The organism is Desulfovibrio faecalis, assembly GCF_053570625.1.
Genome location: NZ_JBRBQR010000001.1, coordinates 3454181 through 3469667 on the forward strand (window position 1 = coordinate 3454181; position 15487 = coordinate 3469667).

A 15487-nucleotide genomic window follows, 5' to 3' on the forward strand; every position below is an offset into this window, starting at 1 on the left:
GCCTTGCCCCTGGCCCGTTGCGTCAGTTTCGCCGCTGGGGTAATGATACGCCTCTGCGGGGCGCAGGTGCAGCGCATTTTTTGCGCACAGCGCTGGTCGCCCAGTTTGCGGATCGCGCAAAGCAAGCATCCGCAGGGCAGCCGCAACCCAGAGCAGCCACAGCCCTGGGCAGAATCATATCACCGTGTTGGAGAATATTTTGGCATTTTTGAGCATGCAGGGTGTTACCCTGAACCTTGGCGGCAAGCCGCTACTGGATTCTGCGGATTTTTCGGTTGAAGTGGGCGACAGGCTTTGTCTCGTGGGCCGCAACGGCGCGGGCAAGTCATCGCTGCTGGCGCTGCTCGGCGGGCAGATGCAGCCCAATTCCGGCATGATTATCCGCCCCGGCACGCTCATAGGCCAGATGCCGCAGGATGTGCCGGAACGCTGGCGCGGCACTGTCTTTTCTCTGGTGGCGGAGGTTCTGGGCGAGGAGGGCACGGCCCTTGCCGCTGCCCATGCCGGGGCCGAGCACAGCCTTGAGCTGACCAGCGGCTGGGAGCGCTACGGCGATGTGCTTGCCGTCATCAACCATCTGGGGTTGGATCCCGATGCGGATTTTACCTCCCTCTCCGGCGGCACCAAGCGCCGCGTGGCTCTGGCGCGGGCGCTGATCTGCTCCGAAGACCTCATTCTGGACGAACCTACCAACCACCTGGATATCGCCACCATCACCTGGCTGGAAGATTTTTTGCTGCGCAAGGCCCGCACCCTGATTTTTGTCAGCCACGACAGGGCCTTTGCCAAGCGCCTTGCCACGCGTGTTGTGGAGATCGACCGGGGCAAGCTGCACAACTACTCCTGCGGGTTCGACCGTTACCCCGAGAGGCGCGAGGAACGCCTTGCCGCCGAGGAGCGCGCCTTTGCCCTGCAAGACAAAAAGCTGGCGCAGGAGGAAGTGTGGATTCGGCAGGGCATCAAGGCTCGCCGCACGCGCAACATGGGGCGGGTGCGCGCTCTTGTGGCCCTGCGGGCCGAGCGCGCCGAGCGGCGCGACAGGCAGGGCAACGTGCGCATGGCCGCGCAGGAGGCCGGGCGCTCGGGCAAGCTGGTTATTGAGGCCGAGAATGTTTCAGTCGGCTACCTTGGTCAGCCGCCGCTTATCCGTAATTTTTCCACCATCATTCAGCGCGGCGATCGTGTGGGCCTGATCGGCGAAAACGGCACGGGCAAAACATCGCTTATCCGCGTTCTGCTGGGCGAGCAGCAACCCACAGAAGGCGAGGTGCGCCTCGGCACCAATCTGGAAATCAGCTATTTCGATCAGCTGCGCGAAACGCTCGACCCGGAAGCCAGCGTCATGCACAGCGTTGCAGAGGGCAACGACGTGGTCACAGTGGGCGGCAGCACGCGCCATGTTGCAGGATATTTACAGGATTTTCTCTTCACTCCCGACCGCTTGCGTCTGCCTGTCAAGGTGCTCTCCGGCGGCGAGCGCAACCGCCTGCTGCTGGCAAAGCTCTTTACCCGGCCATCCAACGTGCTGGTGCTGGACGAACCCACCAACGATCTGGACGCGGAAACCCTTGATCTGCTGGAAGAGCTGATTGCGGATTATTCCGGCACGGTGCTTGTGGTCAGCCATGACCGCAGTTTTCTGGATAATCTTGTCACCAGCGTCATCGCCCTGGAGGGCGACGGCATGGCGCACGAGTACGTTGGCGCGTATACCGACTGGCTGCGCCAGCGCTCGGCCCCTGCGCAGGAGCGCAAGCCGGAAGAAAAAAGCGCCCGCTCAACTCCCCGCCCAGCCTCGGATAAGCCCCGCAGACGCAGCTTTAAGGAACAGAGGGAATTTGAACTACTGGGCCAGGAGCTGGAAGCCCTGCCCGAACGCATGGACGCTCTGGAGCAGGAGCAGAAAACTCTGGAAGCGACCCTTGCCGACCCGGAACTGTTCGCTCGCGATCCAGAAGCTTTTGCCAAAACGACAGACCGTCTGGTGGCGCTGGAAACAGAGCAGACCGAGCTGCTGCAACGCTGGGAGTTTGCGGAACAGCGCCTGCAAGAGCTTGGTGAACTGGCAGGGTAGGGCATACTCCCGTCAGCGTCAGCTGCATGTATGGTGCAATGCCGTACATGCAGCTCCAGTCTTTTTTTCTAGTTAAGCAGCCTTCCCCCTCCCCTGCACCATTCTACACTCTTATCGGCGCGCAGCTTCTGCAATTATGCGTTCGCTATGTGAAAGCAAGTTCCCGGTCATGTGCTGCTTTATATCACACGTGGCTATCATGGGGCACGTGTGAGCTTGAAGCGCGCATGCTTTCCCTTGTTGCTGTAGTGGGAAGTTTTAGTAGTCGTTATTTTGTTCAGTATGGCAATGGTTATTTTGCTTATTTCCAAAAAAAATTATTTTTTCAACTAATAAAAAAATTGATGCATCCGTTATATTTCAAATAAGGTTGATACTGAGGTCAATGCATGGGGCGGTAAGTCTCTAGAGATATTTTTTTATTTTATTAAGCAAACTACTCAAGAATGGGCACACGCTTTGCCATTGATTTAAAAGATAGGCAGCTACCGTATTTTTTGAGTGACAGTTGCATTTAACTTTGTATAATTATATATAAAAGTTATTAATGTTCCCGTTGAGTTGTTTAGCCTGCATTTTTATCGAGACAGTTTTTGCTTCCTGAAAATCGACAATCGACTATATTAGGGGATCTGTCATGGCTATTGCATCAGGAACAAGCCTCTCATTCCGGTTGTTTTCTTCTGCTGTCGTGCTGATGTGCGGTGGCGCAGCATCATTCACATATGGCGTTATTTCTAATGCATCGTTTATAATACACGGTGTGTTATTTTTATTAGCGGCCACGGCTGGTCTTTTTTTAATATGGACGGTCTACAGGCAACTGATACTTCCTTTACGCAGCATACGTGATTACGCACAAGAGATCGCCAGTGGCCGTCCCGCAGCATGCCCAGCGTACACCATGCCCAAAGAATACTCAGATCTGCAAGAAAGTATTTGCACTATGGTCGCCTCACTGGATCAGGCCCTTAAAGATGCCCGGCAGAAAGGCGACGAAGCGCACCGGCTCGCGGCAGACAGCGAGCTTGCATTGCAGGAAAGCCGCGCTGCGGAAGCGCAGGTGCGGCAACTGCTCAATGACATGCGCACCGCCTCGCAAAAAGCGGCCACTGCATCCTCGAGTATTTTTTCCGGTATCCGCGAACTTGGCCAAAACATGGAGAATGTGGATCGCGATGTGGTGCTTCAGCGGGAAAGAATGCAGGAAGCCTCGCAAGCCATAGAGCAGATTAATTCCGCCATTCAGAGTATAGCGCTCAATACCGTTAAAGCTGCGGATGACGCTGCTTTGGCGCAGCAGGGGGCTGTGTCGGGCGCGCAAGGGGTGCGCTCGGCAGTTCTTTCCATTGATCAGGTTAAAGAGCGCATTCTGCTGCTCAAGGAAACCATGACCAATCTTGGGCAACAGGCCGAGGGCATTGGAGCTGTGCTTGGAGTTATTTCCGACATTGCGGATCAAACAAATCTGTTGGCCCTGAACGCCGCCATTGAGGCCGCCAGGGCTGGCGAAGCCGGCCGTGGATTCGCCGTGGTAGCCGATGAAGTGCGCAAGCTTGCGGAAAAGACAATGAAGGCCACCAGCGAGGTCGGCGAGTCATTGAGAAATATTCAGGCCAGGGCCCGCGAAAATGTTCAGGCTGTGGATGCCGCCGCGCAAGATATTGTTACTAGCGCAAGCGCCGCCGAACAGGCCGCTGAAGATGTGGACAGGATTGCGGGATTTGTCCAGCAGGCCGCCAACGAAGTTTCTGCCATCGCAGCATCCAGCCAGGCGCAAACTGCAGCGAGTGAAGATGTTCGCAAAGGTGCGGCTGAAGTCAACACAATCGCAAAGGAAACGGCGGAACATGTCAATAATTCCATTCGTGTGCTTGTGGAAATATCCGGTCAGGCAGAAGAACTGGACGCCATCGTCAGCGCCATGGGGCAGGGAAATCTTGGCGGTGTTGTAGATTCCGATCAGCTGATATGCTGGACGAGCGATCTTTCTGTAGGGGTTGCAAAGATTGACGAACAGCACAAGGCTCTTGTGGCCCTTATCAATGAGTTGAATTCCGCCATGCGGCAACGTCGGTCAGAAGAGGTGCTTGCAGGCGTGCTGGACAGGCTGAAGCAATACACAGTAAAGCATTTCGCCACGGAAGAAGAATTTTTTGACCGCTATGGCTACGCAGAAGCGCCTGCACACAAAAAAGCGCATCGTGATCTGGTAGAAAAAGTTCTGGCTTTTGAGCAGGAGCTTAAAAGTGGTCGCGCCAAGGTCACCATGGAAATCATGCGTTTTTTGAAAGAGTGGCTCGTGGGACATATTATGGGGACGGACAAACGCTACGGGCCATTTCTTAATGGTAAGGGCGTGCACTGACAGCAGCCTGAAAGCAAACTCTGATATGCGCAAAAAGAGCCGGAGTATTATTTGCTCCGGCTCTTTTTGTTTACAGGACCGGGCGTGTTGTGTGAGTATCCGCGAAAATATTTTTCAGTTCAGGGCACTAATGGCAACTCTCTAGAGTTGATAAGTCAACGTAAAAAGGTAATGTAATAAATAAATCAGACATCGGAGTGCAAGAAATGCAGATATCAACTGGCGAAATCAACTGGTTTTATACAACAAAGGGGCAGGGGGAACCTCTTCTTTTTTTGCACGGCGGGCTGGATACCTGCGAAAATTACGAAACCCTGCTGGCAGAGCTGGCAAAGGATTTTCGCGTTATCGCTGTTGACCGGCGCGGGCACGGCAGAACAGCGGATACAGACGCGCCTTTTGAGTATGCCCTGATGGCGGAGGAGCTGATTTCTTTCACGCAGGCGCTTGATCTGCCATCTTTCCATATCGTTGGTTACAGCGATGGGGCGAACCTCGGCTTGCATATGGCAAGCCGCCTGCCGGGCAGGGTAAAGAGCCTCATTGCCATATCCGGCAATTATCTTGGTGAAGGTATGTCGGATGGTTGGCTGGAAACTGTTGGTAATCTGTCTGCGGATTTTGTTCGGGAGCATATGCCGGAAGTTGCGCAACAGTATGAGGAACTTAATCCGGTCCCCAAGTTCGAGAGTTTCATCAGCAAGACAAAAGAGCTGTGGGAGTGCATGGACATTATAAAAACTGAGCGTCTGCAAGCCCTGCAAACGCCAACGCTCGTTGTGGGTGGCGACCGGGATATCGTTTTGCCAGAGCAGCTTGTGGGTATGAAAAAGTTGATTCCAGGGGCCTCCCTGCTCATGCTGCCGTATTGCGGACATTTTGTTTTTCAGGATTTTGCCTGGAGTCCCACTGCGGCCTTGGCCGTGGTTATGTTCAAGGAATTTTTGACAACACGCTTCAGCGCGCATAATGCGGATTTTTTCTGATGCACTGCATCCCGGCATAAATCATGATTTCACTGAATCACCAGATTTTTCTCGTTCTTAACGCCAGCGATGCGGCATCTCCCTTTGCAGTATGGGCCGGGGCCGCACTGGCAGAATGGCCCATCGGCATCGCTGTGGTGTTGGCCCTGTTGGCTGTTGTGCGGCAAAAGCCTCGCGGTTTTGCCATTGCTCTGGCTTTACGTGTGGTTTTGACCGTGGCGGTGGCCATGGGTTCAGCCTGCCTGATCCGAATGCTTCATTATAATCCTCGGCCCTTTGTACTGGGGCTTGGGCGAATGCTGATTGCCCACGAACCCACATCGTCCTTTCCCAGTTTACACGCCACTTTTTTGTTTTCTCTGGCGTTTGCTCTGTTACTGCAAAATGGCTCGCGTGGCATTGCGCTGTTTGTCATGCTGCTGGGGTTCGCTACGGCCTGGGCCAGGATTTTTGTGGGGGTGCATTATCCGCTGGATATGGCGGGGGCGTTTTTGACAGCTTGCCTTGCCGCAGTGGCGGTAAAGCTCAGCTTTCACCAAACCATGGGCTGGGCTGTAAAAAACGGGGGCGCGAGGGGGTAACCCTTTGCTGGCGGGCATGCGGCTGATTTTTTCGGCACCATAAAAAAGGCGGGTTTTCCCGCCTTTTTTAATGATGCGCAAGCTGCGGGCATTGCCCTGGCACTAGACAGCCTTGTGGTTTTCTTCGTCCAGAATCAGGTATTGGTTGTTAGCCTTTAACACCACCGCGCGCGAACGGGCATTGTGCTTGGCGTGGTACAGGGCTTTGTCCGCCCGGTCAAAAAGTTGTTCTGCCGTTTGGATTTGGGGCGCTTTGGCATCCAACACGGCTATGCCGGCGCTGACGGTAATGTGCAGGTTATTTTTTTCAACATTGCCTTCCGTATCCCGGATGAGCAGGTTGAAATTTTTGATGGCCTTGCAAAAACGGCTGATTATTTCGGGCAACAGATGCGCGTTGGCCCCGGAGGCCACAAGGGCAAACTCATCGCCGCCAAAGCGTGCTGCAAGGGCATCCGTATCTGTATCAATTTCTTCGCGTGCCCTGCGGAGGTGCGAGCCCACAACCTTAAGCACCTGATCGCCGATAAGGTGGCCGTAGGTGTCGTTAAAGGTTTTGAAGTGGTCGATATCAAAGAGGGCCAAGGCAAAGGGTTGCCCTTCTTCGTGCCACCGGGCCGTAGAATTTTTGATAAAAAGATCAAGGCTCAGGCGGTTGGCAACCTGCGTCAGAGGGTCAATAAAGGCGAGATTTTCAAGGTTGCAGATGTCTTCCTCAAAAAGAACCTTGACCCGGTGAAAGGCTGATTGCAGCTTTTCAAGCATGACGGTGCTATCACCGTTTTCCGCCACAATGGAAAGGCTTTCTTTCTCAAGGTGGGCAATGTCGCCGTAGCGCGAAGACAGCTTGCTGAAAAACTGGTCTATGATGGAAGACGTTTCGTGAACCATGCTGTCGAGCTGGGTCACTATTGGCTTACTGAATATTTCGCTGCATTTGCGGATTGTGGAAACAAGCTGCTCATCAGAGTAGTGTCTGTTTTTCAACAGATCTTCCATCTGTGCGAGAATGGCAATCTTTTGTTCTTCGTCAAGAAAATGATAGTCCTTCATTTCCCTGAAAAAAAGCAGCAGGGAGCGCCAGCGCGTTTCTGGCGGGACGCCTGCTTTATCAAACATATCAAATAGTTTGAGGTATGTATTTTTGCAGTTAACAGAAGACTCTTTGGATTTCACCATGGCGCTTGTTTCGCAGTGCAGTAAAATATGGATAAACTTTGAGCGGATGCTCTTTAAAAATTTTGTGAAGACTAGCTTCTCTGGATAAGCCTGTCAAAGAGGATCATGATCAATTTTCCAAAACAGCCTTGCGTCTTTTGCCATCCGCATCGGTGGTATTTTTCGGCAGACCGCATGTCAGCGCAAAAAGCGGCGACACCAAGATGCCGCCGCTTTTTGCGTAATACTGCTATCAGCCTTCCTGTTCAGGGCAAGGCTTTGTACTAGGGTTTGCCGTAAGCGCCGGGCAGGCGCGGTTGTGGTGCTGTCGCCTGCGGCGTGGCTTGGTCAAAAGACTGCACATGCGCGCGCTGGGCATCGGCCGTCTGGCTGGGTGCCTCTGCCGCAGGGCGCATGGCGCTACGGCCATAGGCCGCCTGAGCATGGGAGCGCGGTACGGCAGTGACTGTTGACGGTATGATAGGCTGCGGAGATCTGGTCATTGTCCCCAGGGGTTGCAGGCGGGTGGCGATATCGTTGCTCGCCTGACGGGCCTCTGGGGTTTCAATAATCTGGGCATAGGCGCCACGCAGGCCTGAAAGGATGGATTCCACACTGTTAAGTGAATCCATATCCATTTTCAGGTTGGCGCGCAGCAAACGTGCCGTGCAGAGCAGGTACAGGTTGTTCAGGTTCACAGCCAGGCTGCCGCCCTTGTCCATGTTCAAAGAAGCGGAAAGCTCATTGATTATGTCAATAACCTTGGAGATAAGGATGCCCTTTCCCGCATAGTCATTGGCAATCATTTTTGTGCGCGCCTGCTGTATGAATGTGAGCGCGCCGTCATAGAGCATGAGCAAAAGTTGCCCCTGATCCGTGGTGCCGACCTTGGTCTGAAAATATGCTTGCGCCGCTTTGTTCATAGTGTGTCCTTATGGCGGTGTTCTTTGGCTGGCCTTATTGTTGTTTCATGCTGGTTAGGAGGAACTGCTTGACGAACTGGAAAGCTGCTTGAGCTGCGAAGTGAGTTGGTCTTTCTGGGTATTGTATTTTTTGAGCAGGGTTTCAAGGTTGGCAAAGTATGTTTTTTGCCGAGCCTCCCACGTATCAAGACGCTCCTGTTCCTGGGTAATCTTTTTATCGATATTTTCCATGATGCTCTGATAATTGTTTTTCAGAACCATCAACGCGCCATTCTTCGATTTGAGCGCAATGGCTGCGGACGTCTGCTCTGCGGTACCGGTGCCCGAGACGTTGACGTCCGTATAGGTCAGTTCGCTTTTGAGGAATGTGCTGACCGTCTGGATCAGTCCTTCCTTGATGCGTACCTGCCCCGTGTGGTTTCCGGGGGTGAGGTTGTCTATCTGAAGTGAGAGGCCTCGCGCATCACCGGAAGCAACGCTGTAATAATAACCCGGCTGGCTGGTGTCGCGCGTTGCAGCCACGCCGCCAACTGTGACATTGGTAATATTGCCGCCAGCATCAACAGTGTAGTTCACATCGTAGGAACCGCCCTTGGTGATGCCCGCAATGTGGCTGCCATAGCGAAAATCAGAACTGGTAGTCGTGCCGGTGCCGCTGGAACAGAAAAAATCCACAACATCCGAAAGGTTGCTGTTGATCATTTTCTCATAATTGCTCTTGTCCATCTGCTGCAGTTCAGCGATGCCGGACGAAGGCGCAATTACCAACAGCCCATAGTTTGAACTCGACTGGTCGGTTTCAACCTTGATGCCCATGTTGGCGAGGTTGGCAAGCACGTCGCCCGACAGCACATCAGAGGCGGATGACCGGCTGGCAAAACCAGGGGGGGCGCTGTTGATCAACGAAGTGAAGCGCGACTTGAACAATTGCACGCCATAGTTGCCCTGCAACAAGCCGCCTTTTTCTGCGGTCAGCTGCGAGGTGCTGTAGTTGCTGCTGGTCTTATTCTTGGGATCGTTGGTGGTGACTTCCTTGTTCGTGTCAAATTTTGTGTAATCATTGATGGTCATCAAAACGGAGTTGACGGAATCAAGAAATGTCTGAATGGATTTTTCCACCGAGGTGATGTCTGTATTGACCGTAATGGATGCGCTGCCTTTGTCCTGAATGGTAAAGACCACGCCTTCAATCACGTTGCTCACGCTGTTGGTGTCGGATTCCATGGTCAGGGGCCAGTTGTCCACCGTAAATTTGGCATTTGCCGCGCCACGGATATTCCAGTTGGAGGACGACGTCACCTGACCGGTAATGCCCGGCCCGCTGAGCGAATCAATATTGTTGAGCTTGAGATAATAACTGCCGGTTGTAGGCAGGGTGCCTGTTTGCAGGTCAATGGTCGTAGCCCCGTCCGCGCTGACCAGTGAGCCAGACAGCCCTTTACTCTTGAGTTCGGCGATGACGTCCGCAATCTTGGAGCCGCCAGGAATCGTAAATGTTTGCGGCGTGGTGCTATTATTGGTTGTGTAGGTATAGGTCAGGGCCGGGGGCGTCTCCAGCGCGGTGCCAGCGGCCATGTTGGTAACGGTGGCCGTGGCGTCTGTTTTGACGGTGATTCCGTCCATGCCGCCGCCGGTACCGCCAGCGCTTAAATAGAATTTTTCCGTATTGGCAAAAGTGACAGTTTTGCCATCCCCACTTAATGTACTACCGCTTAAAGACTGAAGCTGGGTCAGCAGATCCTGATAGGTCTTGTCCTGCGCAATGGTCAGGGTTTGCGTGCCGCCAGTGTTGTCAACAAAGGTATAGGTAAAGTTTTTTGTGCCGTCAGCGCTTGTGCCGCCAAGCTTTTGCGAGAGCTTGGCGCTGTCGAAGGTAATGGCGGTGCTCGCGGTGAAGCTCTGTGCGCCGGCATCTCCCACCACCTTGGTGCCAAGCTTGGTCTGGTCGGCAACAACGGTTGAGGTCATCTTGCCAGAATCGCTGGCGCTGTCAGCAAAGCTAAGGGTCGCACCGTTCACGTTGGAGAGGTTCAGCTCCCAGCCGCCAGTGGTGCTGTTGTAGGTCATTTCAGCCGTGCTCGCGCCGGAAGCCTGGGCGATCTGCAGTGCGGCATCCTTCATGGTGGTGCCGGCGGCAATGGTCAGGGTGCGGGTGCCAGTGGTGACGCCATCGTTGATGTTCAGATCAACCGTCAGGGCGCCCGTTAGCTTGGTTGTTGTGGGCGTTGAGCCCAGGGAAAATTTTGTGACCGGGGTGCTGAAGGATGTCTGCGTACTTGTGTCGCGCCGGTACATGGCCTTGACGTCAGCAAGCTGCAGGTTGCCGGAGCCGTCAATGCTGGCAATGCTGCGCCCTACCTGCGCATTGATGGCGCTTGCAAGATCCTGGTTGGTTTTGTCGCCGTTGATTTTAACGGAAAATGTGTTGCCGTCCTCCATGATGAGGTCATATGCATACTTTGTGGGATTGGTAAGCACGCTGCTCACATCCAGCGCACTATTGGTAGACCATGTGGAAGTTGCGCCTGATGCGCTCATGCCCACAAGGCCGGAGCTGTGAATGACCAGATCGTTGGCCACCCCGGTGCTCTTGCCGGCAACCTGAAAAACATAGCCGGAACTGGCCTGAACAATGCTGACCTTGATGCCGGGGTTGTCGGAAGAATTGTTGACCATGCTTACGAAGGAATCGAGCGTGGTATTGGCCGGAACGGCCATGCTGTATTCCTTGCCGGCATAGCTGTATGAAAATGTCTGCGATGTGCCGGATGTGTTAATAATGTCTGTCTTGCTGCTAAAGATGTGCCCGGTGTTGGCCCAGATGGCGTTGCTCGCCACCTGGCTGACATTGATGGTATGCTGAACGTCATCTGCTGAGGCACTGGCAACAGCAGAAATAATATTGCTGTCGCTGCTGGTTACATTTTTGGTAACAAAGCTGTTTTTGTTGGCAAGGTTTGCAAGCACATTGCTGGCGGTGCTGACCTGCTCAATAACTTTGTCAAAAGCATCATAGCGCAGTTTCCAGTCGCTTTTCCACGCAGTAAGACGATTGAGTTGCGTGGACTCAACCTTTTTGAGGTTCGCGAGAACCGTATCAAAGTCAGTATCCGAACCACTGAGGTTGGATATGGCGTTGGAGCCGGATATGGTGCTGGCCATAGGTGCCTCACAAAAAAGATGTGCCGTTCCCGGTGCGGGCATCATGCGCAAACCCCGGGGAACCGCCAGCCGCCATGCATGCAAATGGCGGCAATACGTGCCGGAGACATGACGGACACTCAAAAATTTGCAAGATACGTGCAAATTGGTGGATACGGCGGGGCGGGGCGGGCGCGATGCCAGAAATACTGAAAAAAAATCAGCAGATAGCGCGGATACCCGTCTTGGCCGTATTTTTTCGTTTGCGCGCGCGGAGCATTTGTTTTGCTCCGGGCTGCCCCAAAGGCATTTTTTGCCTCCATGCAAAAATGCCGAAGGTCTTGCACCTCAGTTATTTTAACGGAGCAAAGGCGAAAAAGTTTAGAGACTGGCGGCGCGTGGAAAATGAGCATATCCGCTTGCCGGTTGCCCTGACTGGCATAAAAATGACGGTCTGTTCCTCCGGAACTCGTGGGGCGTTCTGCGCATCGGCAGGAGGGCGCAGCCCGCGGCCTTGCAGCCGGGGTAAAAAAGAAGTGGCGGGTTGCCCCGCCTGCTCCTGATTTCTTGGCTTTGTAGCCATGCGATCTTTGCGGGCGGTTTGTTCCGTCCGCATCATTGGTGCGTGTCGCGTCTTAACGCATAAATTCGGCCCAGCGGGCCAGCAGGGTGCGCAGGGCATTGCCCCGGTGGCTGCGGGCGTTTTTTTCATCCCGCGTCAGTTCCGCGCCGGATTTGTTCGCTGTTGGATCAAAGAAAATAGGGTCGTAGCCAAAACCGTTGTCCCCGTGCGGGCTTTCCAGCAGGGTGCCTTCCCATGTGCCGCGCACCACCAGTTCATCGCCATTGGGCTTGGCGGCGGCCATACAGCTGACAAAGCGGCAGCCGCGTTTTTCAGCGGGAACTGCGGCCATGGCGTGCAGCAGTTTGCGGATGTTGCGGGCATCGCGGCTTTCGCCGGGCAGGCTCTCCCAGTCATCGGAATAGCGGGCAGAGTACACGCCCGGTGCGCCGTCCAGTGCGTCCACTTCCAGGCCGGAATCATCGGCAACGCTCACAAGGCCGGTCAGGGCCGCCACGGCCCGGGCCTTGATGAGAGCGTTTTCTTCAAAGGTGGTGCCGGTCTCTTCGATGTCGCCAATTTCAGGAAAGGAGGAAAGCCCCAGAACTTCCACGCCGAATTCGGTCAGCGGGTCGGCCAGTTCGCGAACCTTGCCCGCATTTTGCGTGGCCAGAACGATACGAAGTGTCTTGCTGTGCGCCATGTCTGCATCCTTTATGGGTTTGGGCAAAGAACATATCCGCAGGCGGGCCGCAGGTAAAGAGCGTTGGGTAAAACGCCCGAATAGTTTAAATATACTGTTATTGTAAAATGTTATGTGAATGGGCACAGCGTGTGCTTTTCTTTTGCATCTTGCGGGAGTATAGTTTTCCCCCATCATTCATCAGAGAGGAAATGAGCATGAAACTCATGGAAATATTCGATGTCCCCACTCAGGAAACCCACATCCCCGTTCCCTATGTTATTGCCGAGGCTGGCGTGAACCACGAGGGCAGCATGGAAATTGCCCGCCGTCTGGTTGACGAGGCCGCCGAGGGCGGGGCCAATGCCATCAAGTTCCAGACCTACAAGGCAGGAACCCTGGCCTCCAAGGATTCTCCTGCCTACTGGGATACCTCCAAGGAACCCACCTCCAGCCAGTACGAGCTCTTCAAAAAGCACGATTCTTTTTGGAAGAACGAATTTGAAGCCCTCAAGAAGCATTGCGACGCTGCGGGCATTGCCTTCATGTCCACGCCCTTTGACGTGGAGTCGGCGCACTTTCTCAACGACCTCATGGACGTGTTCAAGATTTCCTCGTCCGACATTACCAACAAGCCCTTTATCCGCATTCTCTGCGATTTCAAAAAGCCCATTATTCTCTCCACCGGCGCGGCGCATCTGCACGAAATTGCAGAAGCCGTGGAATGGATTGAAGAAAAGGGCAACAAGCTGGCCCTGCTGCACTGCGTGCTCAACTATCCGACTGCTGATGAAAACGCGGCTCTGGGTATGATTCCCGCGCTCAAGCGGCATTTCCCCCAGCATGTCATTGGTTATTCCGACCACACTCTGCCCAACGACATGCATATTCTTGAAACCGCCACCCTGCTGGGCGCGCGCATTCTTGAAAAGCATTTTTCGCACGACAAAACCTTGCCCGGCAATGACCATTATCATGCCATGGACAAGGAAGACCTCAAGCATTTCTACAAGCGCCTCAACGCCACGCTGACCAGCGTGGGCGGCATGGAGCTGCGCGCCCTGCCGGAAGAAGAACCAGCACGGCAGCATGCCCGCCGCTCCCTGGTGACGGCGCGGGCTGTGCCTGCTGGTCAGCCGCTGACCGCTGCCGATCTTACCTGGAAGCGCCCCGCGCACGGCATCTCCCCCCGTAATTACGACGAGGTGCTCGGTATGCGCGCCCGCCGCGATCTGCCGGAAGATACCGTGCTTTCCTGGGCCGATCTTGACAGGGCCTGATTATGAGCAACGGGCGCGTAACCCTTGTTCTTGGGCGCATGCCCCACAAGGCCGACCCTGCGGTTTTTCGCGCGGCCGGGCCTTGGTGCTTTGCAGAGCAGGAAGAATTTTTTCCCGACTGGGATAAAAAATTCACCTTTGCTCCTGAGCCGCTGGTCGAGATTCCCTTGCAGGAGCGGGCCTGTCAGGAGGTAAAGGCTCTCTGCGCCGACATGCTGCCTCATGTTGCCGAGCGTATATGCCCGCATGCCCGCAATTTGCCGCCTGCCTATTGGGAGACCCTGCTCACGCCGTGGGCAATGAATGTTTCCAAGCAGGTTGTGGAGCGCTGGTGGCGGGTCAAGGCCATGGTGCAGGCCTGGGGGCAGGAGCCGCTGCATGTGCCGCTGCTGCCGCGTGACTGCTCGTTCAGTTTTGCCACCGGGCCGGATTTTGTGATGCACGGGGCGTTGGGGCATACCTACAACCACTGGCTGTTCTCGCGCCTGCTGGAAGAGGTCTTTCCCGCTGCCTGGAGCATGGAATATCTGCCCTCGGTGCAAAAAAAGTATGGCGAGCAGGAAAAGCTCTCCGGCAAGGAGCAGGTGCGTGAGGTGCTGCGCAAGCTGATGCTGCGCCTGCCTTGCCCCCGGCTCAAGGGCATGAGCATTGCCCAGACTTTGCGTTTTTCGCTGGCCTTGCTGCACCGCAGCCATGGGCCGGACAAGTCGCGCCCGCAGGCGGAGTACAGCAGCGCCGCCACCGGTATTGCGGCGGATCTGCCAGAAAATTTCGCCAGTACGCTGGTGACGCTGTTTATGGCTTCCTTGCCGCAACTGCTGGCAAGTCACAAGCATCCGGCCCGTCTTACACCTGATCCGCTGGGGCCGCGTCTGCGCGTTGCCAGCGTGCTGGCCTATGAAGATGCGGATTACCGCCAGTCGCTGGCCAAGTGGCGGGGGCGCGGCAACCGCCTCATGTATGTGCAGCATGGCAGCGACTACGGGCAGGTGCGTTGCGTTTCAGATGTGGAGATGGTGGAATACAGCCAGCATGCCTTTGGCACCTGGGGCTGGAAGCAGCATCAGGGCAGTGCGGGCAATTTTGTTCCCTTGCCGTACCCGCAGCTTGATGGCCTTGAAGGGCGCTGGCAGGGGCAGAAGGGCGAAAACCTGCTGTATGTCGGCACCGAAATGCCCGCCTTTCCCTATCGGCTTGACGCGCATCCCTCGCCCTTGCAGGTAGTGGAATACCGCAAGGATAAAAGTCGATTTTTTGAAGCTCTGGGGCGCGATGTGCAGGCTTGTTCGCTGTACCGCCCCTATTTCCCGGTTCCCGGCTCCCTGCGCGATGCGGATTGGGTGCTGGAGCGTTTCCCCGCTGTGCGAATGGCTACAGGCATGTTGTCAAACCACCTCTATGCCTGCCGTTTGCTGGTGCTGGACCACAACGGCACAACACTGCTGGAATCGCTGGTTGCCAATATCCCCATGGTGCTGTTCTGGCGGCGCGAGGCCTGGGCGCTGACAAGCGATGCCACGGCCCTGCTGGACATGCTGGCCGAAGCCGGTATATGGCACGAAACACCCCAGAAGGCCGCCGCCAAGGCCGCCGAGGTCTGGAGTGATCCGCTGGCATGGTGGATGAGCGATAAGGTGCAGCAGGCGCGCAAGGCCTACTGCGCGCAGCAGGCCCTGACCGTTCCGGGCGGTCCTAACCCTTACTGGCTGAAAATGCTGAAGAGTCTGTAACA

Annotated in this window: 10 protein-coding genes; 6 read left to right on the plus strand and 4 right to left on the minus strand. The window is 55.1% G+C overall.

Annotation, left to right across the window (positions count from 1 at the left end):
• Positions 1-199 precede the first annotated feature (199 nt).
• The 4 genes from ACUZ79_RS15210 (at position 200) to ACUZ79_RS15225 (ending at position 6009) form a co-directional block, all read left to right on the plus strand.
• Positions 200-2074 (plus strand): ATP-binding cassette domain-containing protein, encoded by a 1875-nt coding sequence (locus ACUZ79_RS15210; RefSeq protein ID WP_449252097.1) that lies wholly within the window; start codon positions 200-202, stop codon positions 2072-2074.
• Between the two features lie 904 nt (positions 2075-2978).
• Positions 2979-4442 (plus strand): bacteriohemerythrin, encoded by a 1464-nt coding sequence (locus ACUZ79_RS15215; RefSeq protein ID WP_449252098.1) that lies wholly within the window; start codon positions 2979-2981, stop codon positions 4440-4442.
• A gap of 206 nt (positions 4443-4648) precedes the next feature.
• Positions 4649-5428 (plus strand): alpha/beta fold hydrolase, encoded by a 780-nt coding sequence (locus tag ACUZ79_RS15220; protein WP_449252099.1) that lies wholly within the window; start codon positions 4649-4651, stop codon positions 5426-5428.
• 23 nt (positions 5429-5451) lie between these two features.
• Complete coding sequence (locus tag ACUZ79_RS15225; RefSeq protein WP_449252100.1) at positions 5452-6009, plus strand: phosphatase PAP2 family protein; 558 nt, start codon at positions 5452-5454, stop codon at positions 6007-6009.
• A 102-nt stretch (positions 6010-6111) separates the two neighbouring features.
• On the opposite strand, the gene ACUZ79_RS15230 is transcribed toward ACUZ79_RS15225, so the two are convergent.
• The 4 genes from ACUZ79_RS15230 to rdgB form a co-directional block, all read right to left on the minus strand.
• A complete protein-coding gene (locus ACUZ79_RS15230) occupies positions 6112-7128 on the minus strand; it encodes a GGDEF domain-containing protein (protein ID WP_240825784.1) in 1017 nt (338 codons plus the stop codon).
• A gap of 323 nt (positions 7129-7451) precedes the next feature.
• Positions 7452-8090, minus strand: coding sequence for a flagellar export chaperone FliS (gene fliS / locus ACUZ79_RS15235; protein WP_449252101.1), 639 nt, complete (start codon positions 8088-8090; stop codon positions 7452-7454).
• Between the two features lie 54 nt (positions 8091-8144).
• Entirely contained in the window at positions 8145-11252 is a 3108-nt protein-coding gene (gene fliD / locus ACUZ79_RS15240; RefSeq protein ID WP_449252102.1) for a flagellar filament capping protein FliD, read from the minus strand.
• Positions 11253-11866: 614 nt separating this feature from the next.
• Positions 11867-12496 carry an RdgB/HAM1 family non-canonical purine NTP pyrophosphatase gene (gene rdgB, locus ACUZ79_RS15245; RefSeq protein ID WP_240825780.1) on the minus strand — a complete coding sequence of 210 codons (630 nt, stop codon included), beginning with the start codon at positions 12494-12496 and terminating at the stop codon, positions 11867-11869.
• Positions 12497-12693: 197 nt separating this feature from the next.
• Between rdgB and ACUZ79_RS15250 the strand changes: the two genes are divergently transcribed.
• Together ACUZ79_RS15250 and ACUZ79_RS15255 are read left to right on the plus strand one after the other, a co-directional pair.
• The gene (locus ACUZ79_RS15250; RefSeq protein ID WP_240825815.1) at positions 12694-13755 is read left to right on the plus strand and encodes an N-acetylneuraminate synthase family protein; all 1062 of its coding nucleotides are present in this window, start codon (positions 12694-12696) and stop codon (positions 13753-13755) included.
• A gap of 2 nt (positions 13756-13757) precedes the next feature.
• Positions 13758-15485 carry an LIC12162 family transferase gene (locus tag ACUZ79_RS15255; protein WP_449252103.1) on the plus strand — a complete coding sequence of 576 codons (1728 nt, stop codon included), beginning with the start codon at positions 13758-13760 and terminating at the stop codon, positions 15483-15485.
• Positions 15486-15487 lie beyond the last annotated feature (2 nt).